The 16,413-nt window shown below is 60.5% G+C and carries 18 protein-coding genes; all 18 read left to right on the forward strand.

The genetic code is table 11. The features are described 5' to 3' along the window. Positions 1–12 precede the first annotated feature (12 nt). The 18 genes from fliF to HU755_RS22455 all read left to right on the forward strand — a co-directional run bounded on the left by fliF (position 13) and on the right by HU755_RS22455 (position 15,883). On the forward strand, positions 13–1,800 hold the full coding sequence (gene fliF, locus HU755_RS22370) for a flagellar basal-body MS-ring/collar protein FliF (protein WP_186636640.1): 1,788 nt from the start codon (positions 13–15) through the stop codon (positions 1,798–1,800). Then, entirely contained in the window at positions 1,793–2,812 is a 1,020-nt protein-coding gene (gene fliG / locus HU755_RS22375; protein ID WP_039761172.1) for a flagellar motor switch protein FliG, read from the forward strand. Before fliF ends, fliG begins: the two co-directional genes overlap by 8 nt. Positions 2,813–2,816: 4 nt before the next feature. Continuing rightward, positions 2,817–3,623 (forward strand): flagellar assembly protein FliH, encoded by an 807-nt coding sequence (gene fliH, locus HU755_RS22380; protein ID WP_186636643.1) that lies wholly within the window; start codon positions 2,817–2,819, stop codon positions 3,621–3,623. Further along, a complete protein-coding gene (fliI, locus tag HU755_RS22385) occupies positions 3,613–4,971 on the forward strand; it encodes a flagellar protein export ATPase FliI (protein WP_186550705.1) in 1,359 nt (452 codons plus the stop codon). Before fliH ends, fliI begins: the two co-directional genes overlap by 11 nt. Before the next feature lie 6 nt (positions 4,972–4,977). Further along, positions 4,978–5,427, forward strand: a complete 450-nt coding sequence (gene fliJ, locus HU755_RS22390) for a flagellar export protein FliJ (protein WP_186550703.1) — start codon at positions 4,978–4,980, stop codon at positions 5,425–5,427. Positions 5,428–5,628: 201 nt separating this feature from the next. After that, positions 5,629–5,934: an STAS domain-containing protein gene (locus HU755_RS22395; protein WP_186550701.1), complete on the forward strand. Its 306-nt coding sequence runs from the start codon at positions 5,629–5,631 to the stop codon at positions 5,932–5,934. 5 nt (positions 5,935–5,939) lie between these two features. Further along, the gene (locus HU755_RS22400; protein ID WP_186621803.1) at positions 5,940–7,643 is read left to right on the forward strand and encodes a fused response regulator/phosphatase; all 1,704 of its coding nucleotides are present in this window, start codon (positions 5,940–5,942) and stop codon (positions 7,641–7,643) included. Positions 7,644–7,673: 30 nt separating this feature from the next. After that, on the forward strand, positions 7,674–8,021 hold the full coding sequence (locus tag HU755_RS22405; RefSeq protein ID WP_186636647.1) for an Hpt domain-containing protein: 348 nt from the start codon (positions 7,674–7,676) through the stop codon (positions 8,019–8,021). Positions 8,022–8,127: 106 nt separating this feature from the next. Further along, the gene (locus HU755_RS22410) at positions 8,128–9,486 is read left to right on the forward strand and encodes a flagellar hook-length control protein FliK (protein WP_186636649.1); all 1,359 of its coding nucleotides are present in this window, start codon (positions 8,128–8,130) and stop codon (positions 9,484–9,486) included. Positions 9,487–9,698: 212 nt separating this feature from the next. After that, positions 9,699–10,202 carry a flagellar basal body-associated protein FliL gene (gene fliL, locus HU755_RS22415; RefSeq protein WP_186636651.1) on the forward strand — a complete coding sequence of 168 codons (504 nt, stop codon included), beginning with the start codon at positions 9,699–9,701 and terminating at the stop codon, positions 10,200–10,202. A 9-nt stretch (positions 10,203–10,211) separates the two neighbouring features. Continuing rightward, a complete protein-coding gene (gene fliM / locus HU755_RS22420) occupies positions 10,212–11,180 on the forward strand; it encodes a flagellar motor switch protein FliM (RefSeq protein ID WP_003222890.1) in 969 nt (322 codons plus the stop codon). A 51-nt stretch (positions 11,181–11,231) separates the two neighbouring features. Further along, a complete protein-coding gene (gene fliN, locus HU755_RS22425) occupies positions 11,232–11,693 on the forward strand; it encodes a flagellar motor switch protein FliN (RefSeq protein WP_186636652.1) in 462 nt (153 codons plus the stop codon). Further along, on the forward strand, positions 11,694–12,146 hold the full coding sequence (gene fliO / locus HU755_RS22430; protein ID WP_186636653.1) for a flagellar biosynthetic protein FliO: 453 nt from the start codon (positions 11,694–11,696) through the stop codon (positions 12,144–12,146). It abuts the gene before it with no gap. Further along, on the forward strand, positions 12,146–12,904 hold the full coding sequence (fliP, locus tag HU755_RS22435) for a flagellar type III secretion system pore protein FliP (protein WP_186550686.1): 759 nt from the start codon (positions 12,146–12,148) through the stop codon (positions 12,902–12,904). Before fliO ends, fliP begins: the two co-directional genes overlap by 1 nt. Further along, the gene (gene fliQ / locus HU755_RS22440) at positions 12,901–13,170 is read left to right on the forward strand and encodes a flagellar biosynthesis protein FliQ (RefSeq protein WP_186550684.1); all 270 of its coding nucleotides are present in this window, start codon (positions 12,901–12,903) and stop codon (positions 13,168–13,170) included. Before fliP ends, fliQ begins: the two co-directional genes overlap by 4 nt. 3 nt (positions 13,171–13,173) lie before the next feature. Next, the gene (gene fliR / locus HU755_RS22445; protein WP_186550682.1) at positions 13,174–13,959 is read left to right on the forward strand and encodes a flagellar biosynthetic protein FliR; all 786 of its coding nucleotides are present in this window, start codon (positions 13,174–13,176) and stop codon (positions 13,957–13,959) included. Positions 13,960–13,962: 3 nt separating this feature from the next. Continuing rightward, positions 13,963–15,102 carry a flagellar biosynthesis protein FlhB gene (gene flhB, locus HU755_RS22450; RefSeq protein WP_186550680.1) on the forward strand — a complete coding sequence of 380 codons (1,140 nt, stop codon included), beginning with the start codon at positions 13,963–13,965 and terminating at the stop codon, positions 15,100–15,102. Between the two features lie 112 nt (positions 15,103–15,214). Then, a complete protein-coding gene (locus tag HU755_RS22455) occupies positions 15,215–15,883 on the forward strand; it encodes a hypothetical protein (RefSeq protein ID WP_186636654.1) in 669 nt (222 codons plus the stop codon). Positions 15,884–16,413 lie beyond the last annotated feature (530 nt).

Below are 16,413 nucleotides of genomic sequence, written 5' to 3' on the forward strand. Positions count from 1 at the left end.
GCGAAATAAGTCATGGCAGAAGCAGTCGCTGATAACGTTCCGGCCAAGGCCACCCCGATCGACGGCAAACCGCCGCTGTTCGGCCTGTCCTTTCTGGAAAACCTTTCCCAGATGACCGTGCTGCGTCAGGTCGGCCTGTTGGTCGGTCTGGCGGCGAGCGTGGCGATTGGCTTTGCCGTGGTGCTGTGGTCGCAGCAGCCGGATTACCGTCCCCTGTACGGCAGCCTGGCCGGCCTGGACGCCAAGCAGGTCATGGAAACCCTGGCCGCCGCTGACATTCCTTACAACGTAGAACCCAATTCTGGCGCCTTGCTGGTCAAGGCCGACGACCTGTCCCGTGCGCGGATGAAACTCGCGGCCGCTGGTGTCACTCCCAGCGACGGCAACATCGGTTTCGAAATCCTCGACAAGGAACAAGGTCTGGGCACCAGCCAGTTCATGGAAGCGACCCGTTATCGTCGCGGCCTCGAAGGCGAACTGGCGCGGACCATTTCCAGCCTGAACAACGTTAAGGGTGCCCGTGTGCACCTGGCGATTCCGAAGAGTTCGGTGTTCGTCCGTGACGAGCGCAAGCCGAGCGCCTCGGTGCTGGTCGAACTGTACAGCGGTCGTTCGCTGGAGCCGGGTCAGGTGGTGGCGATTATCAACCTGGTGGCAACCTCCGTTCCCGAGCTGAGCAAATCGCAGATCACCGTCGTCGATCAGAAGGGCAACCTGCTCTCCGATCAGGCGGAAAACTCCGAAATGACCATGGCCGGCAAGCAGTTCGATTACAGTCGCCGCATGGAAAGCATGCTCACCCAGCGCGTGCACAACATTCTGCAACCGGTACTGGGCAACGATCGCTACAAGGCTGAAGTCTCGGCCGACGTCGATTTCAGCGCCGTTGAATCGACTGCCGAGCAGTTCAACCCGGATCAACCGGCGTTGCGCAGCGAACAGTCGGTCAATGAACAACGCACCGCCAGCAATGGCCCGCAAGGTGTGCCGGGTGCCTTGAGCAACCAGCCACCGTCGCCGGCCTCGGCGCCGCAAACCACCGGTGGTACCGCCGCACCGGCCGGCATGATTCAACCGGGCCAACCGCTGGTTGACGCCAACGGTCAGCAGATCATGGACCCGGCCACCGGCCAGCCGATGCTCGCGCCGTACCCGGCCGACAAGCGTCAGCAATCGACCAAGAACTTCGAACTCGACCGTTCGATCAGCCACACCAAACAACAGCAGGGTCGTCTCAATCGCCTGTCGGTGTCGGTGGTGGTCGACGATCAGGTCAAGATCAACCCTGCCAACGGTGAAACCAGCCGTGCGCCGTGGAGCGCCGACGAATTGGCGCGCTTCACTCGTCTGGTGCAGGACGCCGTCGGTTTCGACGCCAGCCGTGGCGACAGTGTCAGCGTGATCAACATGCCGTTCTCCGCCGAGCGCGGCGAAGTGATTGCCGATATTCCGTTCTACTCCCAGCCTTGGTTCTGGGACATCGTCAAACAAGTGCTGGGTGTGCTGTTCATCCTCGTGCTGGTGTTTGGTGTGCTGCGTCCGGTGCTCAACAACATCACCGGTGGCGGCAAAGGCAAGGAGCTGGCCGGTCTGGGCAGCGACGTGGAACTCGGTGGCATGGGCGGCCTGGATGGCGAACTGTCCAACGACCGCGTGAGCCTCGGTGGTCCGCAGAGCATTCTGTTGCCGAGCCCGAGCGAGGGTTATGACGCGCAACTGAATGCAATCAAGAGTCTGGTAGCTGAAGACCCGGGTCGCGTGGCTCAGGTCGTGAAAGAGTGGATTAACGCAGATGAGTGATAACCGAGCCGCCGCCGTCAAACTGACCAAGGTCGACAAAGCCGCGATTCTGCTGCTGTCCCTGGGGTCGACCGATGCTGCGCAAGTGCTGCGCCACATGGGCCCGAAAGAAGTCCAGCGCGTCGGCGTAGCCATGGCGCAGATGGGTAACGTCCACCGCGAGCAGGTCGAGCAGGTGATGAGCGAATTCGTCGACATCGTCGGCGACCAGACCAGCCTCGGTGTCGGTTCCGACGACTACGTGCGCAAGATGCTCACCCAGGCCCTGGGCGAGGACAAGGCCAACGGCCTGATCGACCGCATCCTGCTCGGCGGCAACACCAGCGGCCTCGACAGCCTGAAATGGATGGAGCCGCGCGCGGTGGCCGACGTCATCCGTTACGAACACCCGCAGATTCAGGCGATCGTGGTCGCGTACCTCGACCCGGATCAGGCCGGTGAAGTGCTCGGCAACTTCGACCACAAAGTGCGTCTGGACATCATTCTGCGCGTTTCGTCGTTGAACACCGTGCAACCGGCAGCCTTGAAAGAACTCAACCAGATTCTCGAGAAGCAGTTCTCCGGCAACTCGAACGCCTCGCGTACCACCCTGGGTGGCATCAAGCGTGCGGCCGACATCATGAACTTCCTCGACAGTTCGATCGAAGGCCAGCTCATGGACTCGATCCGCGAAGTCGACGAAGACCTGTCCGGTCAGATCGAGGACCTCATGTTCGTGTTCAACAACCTGGCGGACGTCGACGACCGCGGTATTCAGGCGCTGTTGCGCGAAGTGTCTTCCGACGTGCTGGTGCTGGCCCTCAAGGGGTCGGACGAAGGCGTCAAGGAAAAGATCTTCAAGAACATGTCCAAGCGTGCTGCCGAACTGCTGCGCGACGACCTCGAGGCCAAAGGCCCGGTGCGCGTCAGCGACGTCGAAACCGCGCAGAAAGAAATCCTCACCATTGCCCGTCGTATGGCCGAAGCCGGCGAAATCGTGCTCGGTGGCAAGGGTGGCGAGGAAATGATCTAAGCCCATGGACAAGCCTGACGAGTCTGTGACGGATCTGATCCGCGCCCGCGATGTTCGTGGCTTCGAATCCTGGGCAATGCCCAGTTTCGATCCGCCGAAACCGGAACCCGAGCCTGAGCCGGAACCCGAACCGCCGGAAATGGAAGAAGTGCCGCTGGAAGAAGTCCAGCCACTGACCCTGGAAGAACTCGAGAGCATCCGTCAGGAGGCTTACAACGAGGGCTTCGCCATCGGCGAGAAAGAAGGTTTTCACAGCACCACGCTGAAGGTGCGTCAGGAAGCTGAAACAGCGCTGGCGGCGAAAATCGCCAGCCTTGAGCTGTTGATGGCCAACCTGTTCGAACCGATCGCCGAACAAGACACACAGATTGAAAAGTCGCTGGTCGACCTCGTGCAACACATCACCAAACAGGTGATCAAGCGCGAACTGGCCATCGATTCGACGCAAATCGAACACGTCATGCGCGATGCGCTCAAGCTGTTGCCGCTGGGCGTTGAAAACGTGCGCCTGTACGTCAACCCGCAGGACTTCGCTCAGGTCAAAGCCCTGCGCGCCCGCCATGAAGAAAGCTGGCGCATCGTCGAAGACGAGTCCTTGTTGCCGGGCGGTTGCCGGGTTGAAACCGAGCACAGCCGCATCGACGCCAGCGTTGAATCGCGGGTGACGCAGGTCATGGCCAAACTGTTCGACCAGTTGCACGAGCAAGCCCTGCACCCGGCAGCGGCCGATCTGACGCTCGATATTCCTGAAGACACCCCAGCGGCTGTCGACCCTGACGAGCCGCGCGCGGACGCCAGCGATGCGCCTTGAACGCACCAGCTTTGCCAAGCGCCTGAGCACCTATGCCGAGGCCACCGAGATTGCCGGCGCGCCGATTCTCGAAGGCCGTCTGCTGCGCATGGTCGGCCTGACCCTTGAGGCTGAAGGCCTGCGCGCCGCCATGGGCACCCGCTGCATGGTGATCAATGACGACAGCTACCACCCGTCCCAGGTGGAAGCGGAAGTCATGGGTTTTTCTGGCAGCAAAGTCTTTCTGATGCCGGTCGGCAGTGTCGCCGGCATCGCTCCCGGTGCCCGTGTGGTGCCGCTGGCCGATACCGGGCGCCTGCCGATGGGCATGAGCATGCTCGGCCGCGTACTCGATGGCGCGGGTCGTGCGCTGGACGGCAAGGGCGGCATGAAGGCCGAAGACTGGGTGCCGATGGATGGCCCGACAATCAACCCGCTCAACCGTGACCCGATCAGCGTGCCGCTGGACGTCGGCATCCGCTGCATCAACGGTTTGCTGACGGTCGGCCGTGGTCAGCGTCTGGGTCTTTTCGCCGGTACCGGTGTCGGTAAATCGGTGTTGCTGGGCATGATGACGCGCTTCACCGAGGCCGACATTATCGTCGTCGGTCTGATCGGTGAACGCGGTCGCGAAGTTAAAGAATTCATCGAACACATCCTCGGCGAAGAAGGCCTCAAGCGTTCGGTCGTGGTCGCCTCGCCGGCGGACGATGCACCACTGATGCGTATGCGCGCGGCGATGTACTGCACGCGCATCGCCGAGTATTTCCGCGACAAGGGCAAGAACGTTTTGCTGCTGATGGATTCGCTGACGCGTTTCGCTCAGGCCCAGCGGGAAATCGCCCTGGCTATTGGCGAGCCGCCTGCGACCAAGGGCTATCCGCCGTCGGTATTTGCCAAACTGCCGAAACTGGTCGAGCGCGCCGGTAATGCCGAGAAGGGCGGTGGTTCGATCACGGCGTTCTACACGGTGTTGTCCGAGGGCGATGACCAGCAGGACCCGATTGCCGACTCGGCGCGGGGCGTGCTGGACGGCCACATTGTGCTGTCGCGGCGTCTGGCCGAGGAAGGGCACTATCCGGCCATCGATATTGAAGCGTCGATCAGCCGGGTGATGCCGGCGGTGGTTTCGGCCGAGCACATGCAGCGCGCGCAGTATTTCAAGCAACTGTGGTCGCGCTATCAACAGAGCCGCGACCTGATCAGCGTCGGCGCCTACGTCGCCGGCGGCGATCGCGAGACCGACCTGGCGATTTCCCTGCAACCGCAGTTGGTCAGGTATCAGCGCCAGGGCCTCAACGACAAAATCAACATGGGCGAAAGCCAGGCTTATCTCGAAACCCTGTTCGCCCCCGCGGCAGGCGGGTAACCGCTCATGGCCGTCAGCCGCGCCGCGCGCCTGGCACCGGTGGTGGACATGGCCGAGAAGGCCGAGAAAACCGCCGTGCAGCGCCTCGCCTATTTTCAGGGGCAGGTGAAGGTTGCTGAAAGCAAGCTGGCCGACCTCAATGCCTTTCGTCTGGATTATTCACAGCAATGGATCGTGCGCGGCAGCACCGGCGTGTCAGGGCAGTGGCTGCTCGGCTTCCAGGGCTTTCTGGCGCAACTCGATACCGCGGTTGATCAACAGCGTCAGAGTCTGGTCTGGCACCAGAACAATCTGGACAAGGCCCGCGAAGCCTGGCAACAGGCCTTCGCTCGCGTCGAAGGCCTGCGCAAGCTGGTCCAGCGCTATCGCGACGAGGCGCAACGCCTCGAAGACAAGCGTGAGCAGAAGCTGCTCGATGAACTGTCGCAGCGCTTGCCACGGCGTGATGCGTTCTAGCCTTCACCAAAATCTCCTGTGGGAGCGAGCCTGCTTGCGAAGGCATTCGACCCATTGATGCAAATGTTGACTGACATGACGCCTTCGCGAGCAGGCTCGCTCCCACACTTCCCCCACATTTGTTCCAGCGTTGCGCCTTGCCCCATCCCTATCCAGATGCTAAACCTTGTACAGGTTCGTTAATGACAAGGAAGCCAGTCAATGTCAGTCGTTACAGAAGTCTCGCCAGATGGTCACAAGCTGACCATCGCGATCAAAGGGCGCTTCGATTTCGGTCGCCACCAGGAATTTCGCGAGTCGTATGAAAAACTCAATACGAAACCCGAATCCATTGTGGTCGATCTGAAAGAAGCCACCTACCTCGACAGCTCCGCGCTGGGCATGTTGCTTCTGCTGCGTGACCACGCGGGCGGCGACGACGCGGACATCCGCGTCGTCAACAGCAGCTCCGACGTGAAGAAAATCCTCGCGATCTCCAATTTCGACAAATTGTTCGACATCAGTTGACGGCCATGCAGGCGCTTGAGCCGCTGACGATCCTGATCGCTGAAGACAGTGCGGCCGACCGGTTGCTGCTGTCGACGATCGTCCGTCGCCAAGGCCATGAAGTGCTGACCGCGGCTGATGGCGCGCAAGCCGTTGCGGTTTTTCGCCAGCAGCAGCCTGATCTGGTACTCATGGACGCGATGATGCCGGTGATGGACGGTTTCGAGGCCGCCCGGCAGATCAAGGCACTGGCAGGGGAAGCGCTGGTGCCGATCATCTTTCTCACCTCGTTGACCGAAAGCGAGGCGCTGGCCCGTTGCCTGGAGGCTGGTGGCGACGACTTTCTGGCGAAGCCGTACAACCAGGTGATCCTGGCCGCCAAAATCAAGGCGATGGATCGCTTGCGCCGTTTGCAGGCGACGGTGCTGGAACAACGCGACCAGATCGCCCGGCACCACGATTACCTGCTCAACGAACAGCGCGTGGCCAAGGCAGTGTTCGACAAGGTCGCGCATTCCGGTTGCCTGAGCGCGCCGAACATCCGTTACCTGCAATCGCCCTACGCGCTGTTCAACGGCGATCTGCTGCTGGCGGCCTACACGCCGGCCGGCGACATGCACGTCATGCTTGGCGACTTCACCGGGCATGGTTTGCCGGCGGCGGTTGGCGCGATGCCGCTGGCCGAAGTGTTTTATGGCATGACCGCCAAGGGCTATGGCCTGGCCGAAACCCTGCGTGAAATGAATGCCAAGCTCAAGCGCATCCTGCCGGTAGACATGTTCTGCTGCGCGACTTTGCTGTGCCTGAGTTCCGAGCGGCGCTCGGTGGAAGTGTGGAACGGCGGCATGCCCGACGGGTATCTGCACCGCCTTGCCACTGGCGAGCGCGAACCGCTGGCCGCGCGCCATTTGCCGTTGGGGGTGCTGAGTCCGCAGGCGTTCGACGACCGCACTCAAGTGCATTCGATGGCGGTCGGAGATCGGGTATTTCTGTTGTCCGACGGGGTGATCGATACCAGCGATGCCAACGATCAGTTGTTCGGCGTCGAGCGCTTGCAGCAGGTTTTTGCCGCTAATCGAGAGCCAGACCGGCTGTTCGAGGACATTGAACAAGCCCTGCGCGATTTTCGCGGGCAGGCGCGCGACGATGTCAGCATGGTTGAAGTCAGCCTGCTCGAATCGGCGCAGGCGCAAGGCTCGGCGCCGATGTATTCCGACAGCGGCCAGTCGTGCCCGCTGGACTGGTCAGTCAGCTTCGAATTTCGCGGCGCCACGCTCAAGCGTTTCAATCCGTTACCGTTTCTCCTGCAATTGCTGCAGGAGGTACATGGACTGCGCGCGCAGAGCGGCGCGTTGTACAGCGTGCTCGCCGAGTTGTATTCCAATGCATTGGAGCACGGTGTGTTGGGGCTGGATTCCAGTCTCAAGCGCGATGCGTCGGGTTTCGCCCGTTACTACGAATTGCGCAACGAACGGCTACAGGCTCTGCAGGACGGTTTCGTCCGCGTGCATCTGCAGGTTGAGCCGCTGGGCGAGGGCGGACGTCTGGTCGTCCGGGTCGAAGACAGCGGCAAAGGCTTTGATGTGGATCAGGTCATGGAGCGACCGCTGGACGCTGTCCGTTTGTCGGGGCGCGGACTCAGTCTGGTACGCCAATTAGGGCATAACGCCCGGTGGTCGGACCAAGGTCGTAGTGCTCGCGTGGAGTTTTTCTGGGAGATTGAGGCATAATCCGCCCATTCTTGATCAAGGAGTGAGCAAGTGACAGACCTTCATGTAAACCGCGACGTTCTCGGCACCTTGCGTGAGGTGATGGGAGACGGCTACCAGGAGTTGCTGGAAACCTTTCTGGCAGATTCGAAAAGCCGCCTGCACCAGTTGCAGGGCACCACCAGCGCCAAAACCTTGTCCGATATCGCCCATAGCTTCAAGGGCAGCGCCAGCAATATGGGTGCGGTTCGGCTGGTTGCGTTGTGCGAAGAGCTGGAGTCGAACGCCAAAGACAAAAGTCCGCAAGCACTCGCTCAACTGGTCGCCGAAATCCACAAGGAATTTTCTGACGTGAGCTCTGTGTACGAAGACGAAAAACACCACACGCACACTCACTAAGCGCCGCCGTCCGGCACTTTTCTCAAGCGCCGGGCTAAACTGGCCCGGCACTTGCAGCCATCTTCCGTAACTGTACCTACGATCCCAGTGCAGCGGAGACCGTGTCATGCCTGCGACCCCTAACATTCTTCTTCAGACCGCCGCCCAGGCCAAGGCGCAAGCCGCCTCTGCCAAAACGTCGACAGTGGCCGCAGATGCCGGGGACAAGGCTTCCAGCTTCGCAAAAGTGTTTGCTGATCAGGCGCCGGCCAAGCCTGCCGTGAACCCTGACAGTTCAGTCAAACCGGCACGTGACAAGGTCGCTGACAACAGCGGCAAAAAGGATGTCGGCAACGATAAGGCTGCCGCGCCTGAGCCGACGGTTGCCGATAGCGGCAAAGCGTTGCCTGCCGAAAAAACGGTTGCCAGCGACGGCGAGACGGTCCCCGATGACGCTGCCGCAGAAACTGTGCAAACCCCTGTGGTGGATGCCGCGCCTGTAGACCCGGCGCTTGACCCTGCGTTGGTGCAAGTCGTCCAGCCGCTGGTGGCGACACCTGTCGTGCAAGCGCCGGTAGTCGCAACGCCAGCCCAGCCGGAAACCGAAGCCCCTGCGCTGGCGGTCTTACCGGGCATGGTCAAAGATCCGGCGCCGACCGACAGCGAATTCGACCCCTCGGCCGACCCACTCGATGCATTGCCGGCCGTGCGCATGGCGATGGAGCAGGGCGGGCACATTTCCGCCGCCAGCCAGGCGCAACCCAAAGCATCGCCGGCCCAGGCTCAGGCCGACGGCGAATTGACCTCGGCACAGAACTTTGCCGCCGGCATGGCCAGCATGCTTGACGTACAGGCCGATAAGGACAGCACCAGCCAGGGCGGCGAAAAGGCCTTCAGCGGACTGATCGACGATGGCCTGAAAGATTTGAAAGCAGCCACCAGCGACACCCGCGTCGACGACTTCGCCAACCGTCTGGCAGCGCTGACCCAGGCCGCGACACCGAAAACCGCGAATGCGCTGCCGGTGAACCAACCGATCGCCATGCACCAGAGCGGCTGGACCGAGGAAGTGGTCAACCGCGTCATGTACCTGTCCAGCGTCAACCTCAAAGCCGCCGACATTCAGTTGCAGCCCGCTGAACTGGGCCGTCTGGATATCCGCGTGAACATGGTCCCGGATCAGCAGACCCAAGTGACGTTCATGAGTGCGCATCCGAGTGTGCGCGAAGCCCTCGACGGGCAAATGCACCGCTTGCGCGAGATGTTCACCCAGCAGGGCATGGGCCAGGTCGACGTCAACGTGTCTGATCAGAATCGTGGCTGGCAGGGCCAGGAACAGGCGCAACAGGGTCAGCAGGGCCGCGCCCGCGCGGCTGGTGGGCGTCTGGATTCGGCAGACGAAGAATTGACCCCGGCGACCGTGGCTGAAGTGGCTGCTCAAACCACAAGCGTGATTGGCAGCAGCGCTGTCGACTATTACGCCTGACACGACGCTGTACCCCCTGTGGGAGCGGGCTTGCTCGCGAATGCGATGTCACATTCAACATTGATGTTGTCTGTCACAGCGCTTTCGCGAGCAAGCCCGCTCCCACATTGGTTTTGTGGCACCGTTCAGATAGCGCTGACACTTCTGGCATAACACTTGCTCTTGCCTTGCCGTGCGACTGTGAAACCCCCGATTAGTGACGGATTATTGGCATGGCGAAGAGCGAAGCTGCAGCAGTAAAAGACCCCGCAACCAAAGGCAAACTCAAGCTGATCATCGTGATCGTGCTGGCGTTGCTGGTGGCCATTGGTGCATCCGTGGGGGCGACCTGGTTCTTCATGCACAGCGCCCAGAGCAAGCCCGCCGAGGCGGCCGATGCCGCGCCAGTCGGCAAGCAACCGGCGATCTTCGAGCCAATGGCGCCGGCCTTCGTTGCCAACTACAACCAGAATGGCCGTCAGCGCTACATGCAGGTGAGTATCACCATGCTGGCGCGTAACCAGGCCGATCTGGAGGCGCTCAAAGTGCACATGCCGGTGATCCGCAATAACCTGGTGATGCTCTTCTCCGGCCAGGAATTCGCCACACTGGCGACCCCGGTCGGTCAGGAGATGTTGCGCCAGAAGGCCACCGCCAGCGTCCAGGAAGTGGCGCAGAAAGAGCTTGGCAAAGTGGTGATCGAACAGTTGCTTTTCACTAATTTCGTACTGCAGTAGGAATACGACATGGCCGTGCAGGATCTGCTGTCCCAGGATGAAATCGATGCGCTGTTGCATGGCGTCGACGATGGTCTGGTACAGACCGATAACGCTGCCGAACCCGGCAGTGTCAAAAGCTACGACCTGACCAGCCAGGATCGCATCGTCCGTGGACGCATGCCGACCCTGGAAATGATCAACGAGCGTTTCGCCCGCTACACCCGCATCAGCATGTTCAACATGCTGCGGCGCTCGGCAGACGTGGCTGTCGGCGGCGTGCAGGTGATGAAATTCGGCGAATACGTGCACTCGCTGTACGTGCCGACCAGCCTCAACCTGGTCAAGATCAAACCGTTGCGCGGCACCGCGCTGTTCATCCTCGACGCCAAACTGGTGTTCAAGCTGGTGGACAACTTCTTCGGTGGTGACGGCCGTCACGCCAAGATCGAAGGGCGGGAATTCACCCCGACCGAACTGCGCGTGGTGCGCATGGTGCTGGAGCAGGCGTTTGTCGACCTGAAAGAAGCCTGGCAGGCGATCATGGAAGTCAATTTCGAGTACATCAACTCGGAAGTGAACCCGGCCATGGCCAACATCGTCGGCCCGAGCGAAGCCATTGTCGTATCGACTTTCCACATCGAACTCGATGGCGGTGGCGGTGATTTGCACGTGACCATGCCGTACTCGATGATCGAACCAGTGCGCGAGATGCTCGACGCCGGTTTCCAGTCGGACCTCGACGATCAGGACGAGCGCTGGGTCAACGCCCTGCGTCAGGACGTGCTCGATGTCGACGTGCCGATTGGCGCCACCGTGGCTCGCCGCCAGTTGAAACTGCGCGACATCCTGCACATGCAGCCGGGCGATGTGATCCCGGTGGAAATGCCGGAAGACATGATCATGCGCGCCAACGGCGTACCGGCCTTCAAGGTCAAGATGGGCTCGCACAAAGGCAACCTCGCGTTGCAGGTGATCGAGCCGATCGAGCGTCGCTGAGGCGGCGTTTTCACCCCCGTATTTAACTGAATTGTTGCCCGCCGAGGACACATGATGAACGACGATATGAACGCCCAGGACGATCAGGCACTGGCCGATGAATGGGCTGCTGCCCTGGAAGAGACCGGTGACGCCGGTCAGGCTGACATCGATGCGCTGCTGGCTGCCGATGCCGGCGTGTCGAGCTCCAATCGTCTGCCGATGGAAGAGTTCGGCAGCGTGCCGAAGAGCCACGATCCGGTGACGCTGGACGGTCCGAACCTGGACGTGATCCTCGACATTCCGGTGTCCATTTCCATGGAAGTGGGCAGCACCGACATCAACATCCGCAACCTGCTGCAACTGAACCAGGGTTCGGTGATCGAACTCGATCGTCTGGCTGGTGAGCCGCTCGACGTGCTGGTCAACGGCACGCTGATTGCGCACGGCGAAGTGGTGGTGGTCAACGAGAAGTTCGGCATCCGCCTGACCGACGTGATCAGCCCAAGCGAACGCATCAAGAAGCTGCGCTGAGTGAAACGGTTTCTCTGGGCGCTGCTGGCACTGCCCTTGAGCGTGCTGGCCGCCGAGCCGAGCGCCACCGCCACCGCGCCTGTCGCGGCGGCGCCAATGGTCAACAGCGGCGTGGCCGGGCAATTGACGCAACTGGTGTTCGGCTTGCTGCTGGTGGTGGGGTTGATCTTCTTCCTCGCCTGGCTGCTGCGCCGGGTCCAGCAGGCGGGGCCGGCGGGCAAGGGGCAGGTGATCGAGCTGATCGGCTCGCGCGCGCTCGGCCCGCGTGATCGCTTGCTGCTGGTGCAGGTCGGCAACGAGCAGATTCTGCTCGGCCTCAGCCCCGGCACCATCACCGCGCTGCATGTGCTCAAAGAGCCAGTCGAAGTGCCCGATAACAGCGAAAAAGCCACGCCGGAATTCGCCCAGCAGTTGCTGAAGATTCTCGGCAAGGATCAGAAGGATAAGAAGTAATGGCTGCGCTCCGCATCGTCCTGACGCTGGCCCTGTTGCTGGCCGCGCCACTGGCGTTCGCCGCCGATCCGTTGTCGATTCCGGCGATCACGCTGGGCACCAACGCCGACGGCGCGCAAGAGTATTCGGTCAGCCTGCAGATCCTGCTGATCATGACCGCGCTGAGCTTCATTCCGGCGGCGGTCATCCTGATGACCAGTTTCACGCGGATCATTATTGTCTTTTCGATCCTGCGACAGGCCCTCGGCCTGCAACAGACGCCGTCGAACCAGATCCTCACCGGCATGGCGCTGTTCCTGACGATGTTCATCATGGCACCGGTGTTCGACCGGGTGAACAAAGACGCGCTGCAGCCGTACCTGGCGGAAACGCTGACGGCCCAGCAGGCGGTGGAAAAGGCTCAGGTGCCGATCAAGGACTTCATGCTGGCGCAGACCCGCACCAGCGATCTCGAGTTGTTCATGCGCCTGTCCAAGCGTACCGATATCGCCACCCCGGATCAGGCGCCGCTGACGATTCTGGTGCCGGCGTTTGTCACCTCCGAGCTGAAAACCGCGTTCCAGATCGGCTTCATGATCTTCATCCCGTTCCTGATCATCGACCTGGTCGTGGCGAGCGTGCTGATGGCGATGGGTATGATGATGCTCTCGCCGCTGATCATCTCGCTGCCGTTCAAGATCATGCTGTTCGTGCTGGTCGATGGCTGGGCGCTGATCATCGGCACGCTGGCCAGCAGTTTTGGAGGTGTCTCGCCATGACGCCGGAAGTCGCGGTCGATATCTTTCGCGAGGCGCTGTGGCTGACCACGTTGATGGTCGCGATTCTGGTGGTGCCGAGCCTGCTGGTCGGTCTGCTGGTCGCCATGTTCCAGGCCGCCACGCAGATCAACGAACAGACCTTGAGCTTCCTGCCGCGTCTGCTGGTGATGCTGGTGACCCTGATCGTCGGCGGTCCGTGGATCGTGCAGACGTTCATGGAATACATCATCGACCTGTACAAAAACATTCCGCTGGTCATCGGCTAAGCCATGCAGTCGCTGCTTCAGCTGACCGACACCCAGATCAGTACCTGGGTGGCGACGTTCATGCTGCCGCTGTTTCGTGTGGCGTCGATGCTGATGGTCATGCCGGTGTTCGGCACAACCCTGATTCCGCGGCGGGTGCGCCTGTATTTTGCCGTGGCGATCACCGTGGTGATTGTCCCGGGGTTGCCGCCGATGCCGGCCGTCAGCCCCCTTGATCTCAGCGGCTTGCTGCTGATTGCCGAGCAGATTCTGGTCGGCGCGGTGCTCGGTTTTTCCCTGCAGCTGTTTTTCCAGGCGTTCGCGGTGGCCGGGCAGATTGTCGCGATCCAGATGGGCATGGGCTTCGCCTCGATGGTCGACCCGGCCAACGGCGTCTCGGTGGCGGTGATCGGGCAGTTCTTCACCATGCTGGTGACGTTGCTGTTCCTGTCGATGAACGGCCATCTGGTGGTGTTCGAAGTCCTCACCGAAAGCTTCACCACGCTGCCAGTAGGCAGTGGCTTGATGACCGCGCATTACTGGGAGCTGGCCGGCAAGCTCGGCTGGATTCTCGGAGCGGCACTGTTGCTGGTGTTGCCGGCAGTGACCGCGCTGCTGGTGGTCAACATCGCCTTTGGTGTGATGACCCGGGCGGCGCCGCAGTTGAACATTTTCTCCATCGGCTTTCCGCTGACCCTGGTGCTCGGGCTGTTTATTGTCTGGGTCGGTTTGGCGGACATTCTCAACCAGTATCAACCGCTGGCCACTGAGGCCTTGCAGTTGCTACGCGAACTGGCACGGGCGCGCTGAGTCATGGCAGAGAGCGAAAGCGGTCAGGACAAAACAGAAGACCCCACGGAGAAACGAAAAAAGGACTCCCGTGAAAAGGGTGAGATTGCCCGCTCCAAAGAGCTCAACACCCTTGCGGTGATGATGGCCGGTGCCGGTGCGTTGCTGATCTTCGGCGGCATGCTCGCCGAAGAATTGATGGACCTGATGCGCCTGAACTTCACGTTATCGCGCGAAGTGGTCATGGATCAGGGCGCCATGGGCCGGTTTTTGTTGCAGTCGGGCCTGATCGCCTTGCTGGCGATTCAGCCGATCATGATCACCTTGTTGCTGGCCGCGCTGATTGGGCCGATTTCTTTGGGCGGCTGGCTGTTCGCCGCCAGCTCCCTGGCGCCGAAATTCAGCCGTATGAACCCGGCGGCAGGCCTCAAGCGGATGTTTTCGTTCAAGGCCGTGGTCGAGTTGCTCAAGGCGCTGGCCAAATTTCTGATTACCCTGTCAGTGGCCTTGATGGTGTTGTCGGCAGACGTCGATGACCTGTTGCGGATCGCCCATGAACCGCTGGAACAGGCGATCATTCACAGCGTCGTGCTGGTCGGCTGGAGTTCGCTGTGGCTGGCCTGCGGCCTGATCATTATCGCTGCTGTGGACGTGCCGGTGCAGATCTGGGAGAGCATGAAAAAGCTCAAGATGACCAAGCAGGAAGTGCGCGACGAGCACAAGGATCAGGAAGGTCGGCCAGAGGTCAAACAGCGCATCCGCCAGACCCAGCGCGAAATGTCCCAGCGCCGCATGATGGCGGCAATCCCTGATGCCGACGTGGTCATCACCAACCCGACCCACTACGCCGTGGCGCTCAAGTACGACGCCGAGAAGGGCGGGGCGCCGATGCTGCTGGCCAAGGGCAGCGACTTCCTCGCGCTGAAGATTCGTGAAATCGCCGTCGCCAACAACGTCATGCTCCTCGAATCGCCGGCGCTGGCGCGTTCGATCTACTACTCCACCGAACTCGACGAAGAAATCCCCGGCGGGCTGTATCTGGCGGTTGCTCAGGTATTGGCCTACGTCTACCAGATTCGCCAGCACCGCGCCGGCAAGGGCAAGCGCCCGGATCCGCTCAAGGATGATTTGCCGATTCCGCCGGATTTGCGGCGCGATTCCTGACGTGCCGTTTGTCTGAAAGGCTGCGCTACCTGTTAGATCTGACAGTAGACAGCAGTCTTGTGTCGCGCTGCCATAGACGCGGGAATAACCCCGGGGCACCGAGACCACGATCATGGTAGACCGCACCTACAAAAAACTCGAAGGAATGACGCTAAAGTATGTTTCAGGGCTGTTACAGGAAAACCCCAAGGAGAGTTCGATCTATTACGAGGTTACCTTCGACCTTGGCCTGGACTTCCTCCATTTTGTAAAAATGGCTAATTCTTATATCCCTGGCTACCTGGACAATCCAATCAACGCCATCAGGCCTGAACTGGACGGTATCGCGTACCACTACTCCTACAACTACCTGTTCGATAACGCCGGGAACATTCACGACAGTGAGGCTTTGTTCAAGGTGTTCGCTTCGCCAGCTTATTATATGAATCAGTGGGGGGCAGGGGCGGAGTTGGAAGTGCGTTATGGCAAGCCGGCGTTTGAACCCGGCGGAGGCAAACTACGCATCACCGCAAGCCAAGACTTCCGGTTGAAGGACGGAAACGGCAAGATTCAAATCGAAAATTTGCCGATCATCTCGTTCAACTGGGCGCTTAACCTGATGCTAGGCCATCTGAAAATGCCCGTCATCGCTTCGCCAGGTAGTGTGGTGGTGTGTATGTATACGGAGGAAGACAAGGTGGATGTCGGCGGGCTCAAGATGTTTCGGGGGGCGCGGTACATGGTGGGTTCGAAGCTCGCCTTCGGCGTAATCAAGCCCGGGCAGATTCTGACGGCGCAGTGACCAGATAAAGCAAAAGATCCCAGCGCAAGGCTGCGATCTTTTGTTTTTTTAGCTGGGAATATCTTCAGCGAAACGTGTTTGGCATGCGCTGAATAAGCGTCCCTTTTGTTAACCGCTGTCATATCTCAATCGTAGGCCACGAAAATTTCGCCGGTCTTGGGATTTACCCTGATTGAACGCAAATGGTTTTTTCCAGTATCGATTTTCACCACTTGGAACCATGCCCATGAAATGCAGGCGGGTCTTACACCGCTGGGGCGCTGTATTGCCTGTCAGGCAGCCTTCGACCGACCTCCAGTGACCACAGGTTTTTGAGTCCGATCAGGATCCAATGTGGGAGCGAGCTTGCTCGCGAAAGCTAACGTTCAATTACCACGCTCGTTGACAGGTACCACTTGAACTCCGCACCACCCGTCGGATTCAGGCCTGCACCTGTCAGATCCTACAGGTGCTCAAGCCCACCAATACGCGTTAACTCACTCCGTCGCCTTTGCCCACGGAGTCAGCGCCATGTCCAGCCCCAGCAACCC

The organism is Pseudomonas sp. SWRI111, assembly GCF_014268555.1.
GTDB lineage: Bacteria > Pseudomonadota > Gammaproteobacteria > Pseudomonadales > Pseudomonadaceae > Aquipseudomonas > Aquipseudomonas hamedanensis.

Bases quoted from the DNA above. Each gene is read 5' to 3' on its own strand.
- fliR (WP_186550682.1), top strand. From the start codon at position 13,174: ATGCAGTCGCTGCTTCAGCTGACCGACACCCAGATCAGTACCTGGGTG.
- HU755_RS22455 (WP_186636654.1), top strand. From the start codon at position 15,215: ATGGTAGACCGCACCTACAAAAAACTCGAAGGAATGACGCTAAAGTAT.
- fliF (WP_186636640.1), top strand. From the start codon at position 13: ATGGCAGAAGCAGTCGCTGATAACGTTCCGGCCAAGGCCACCCCGATC.
- flhB (WP_186550680.1), top strand. From the start codon at position 13,963: ATGGCAGAGAGCGAAAGCGGTCAGGACAAAACAGAAGACCCCACGGAG.
- fliH (WP_186636643.1), top strand. From the start codon at position 2,817: ATGGACAAGCCTGACGAGTCTGTGACGGATCTGATCCGCGCCCGCGAT.
- fliN (WP_186636652.1), top strand. From the start codon at position 11,232: ATGATGAACGACGATATGAACGCCCAGGACGATCAGGCACTGGCCGAT.
- HU755_RS22410 (WP_186636649.1), top strand. From the start codon at position 8,128: ATGCCTGCGACCCCTAACATTCTTCTTCAGACCGCCGCCCAGGCCAAG.
- fliQ (WP_186550684.1), top strand. From the start codon at position 12,901: ATGACGCCGGAAGTCGCGGTCGATATCTTTCGCGAGGCGCTGTGGCTG.
- fliI (WP_186550705.1), top strand. From the start codon at position 3,613: ATGCGCCTTGAACGCACCAGCTTTGCCAAGCGCCTGAGCACCTATGCC.
- HU755_RS22400 (WP_186621803.1), top strand. From the start codon at position 5,940: ATGCAGGCGCTTGAGCCGCTGACGATCCTGATCGCTGAAGACAGTGCG.
- fliJ (WP_186550703.1), top strand. From the start codon at position 4,978: ATGGCCGTCAGCCGCGCCGCGCGCCTGGCACCGGTGGTGGACATGGCC.
- fliM (WP_003222890.1), top strand. From the start codon at position 10,212: ATGGCCGTGCAGGATCTGCTGTCCCAGGATGAAATCGATGCGCTGTTG.
- fliP (WP_186550686.1), top strand. From the start codon at position 12,146: ATGGCTGCGCTCCGCATCGTCCTGACGCTGGCCCTGTTGCTGGCCGCG.
- HU755_RS22395 (WP_186550701.1), top strand. From the start codon at position 5,629: ATGTCAGTCGTTACAGAAGTCTCGCCAGATGGTCACAAGCTGACCATC.
- fliG (WP_039761172.1), top strand. From the start codon at position 1,793: ATGAGTGATAACCGAGCCGCCGCCGTCAAACTGACCAAGGTCGACAAA.
- fliL (WP_186636651.1), top strand. From the start codon at position 9,699: ATGGCGAAGAGCGAAGCTGCAGCAGTAAAAGACCCCGCAACCAAAGGC.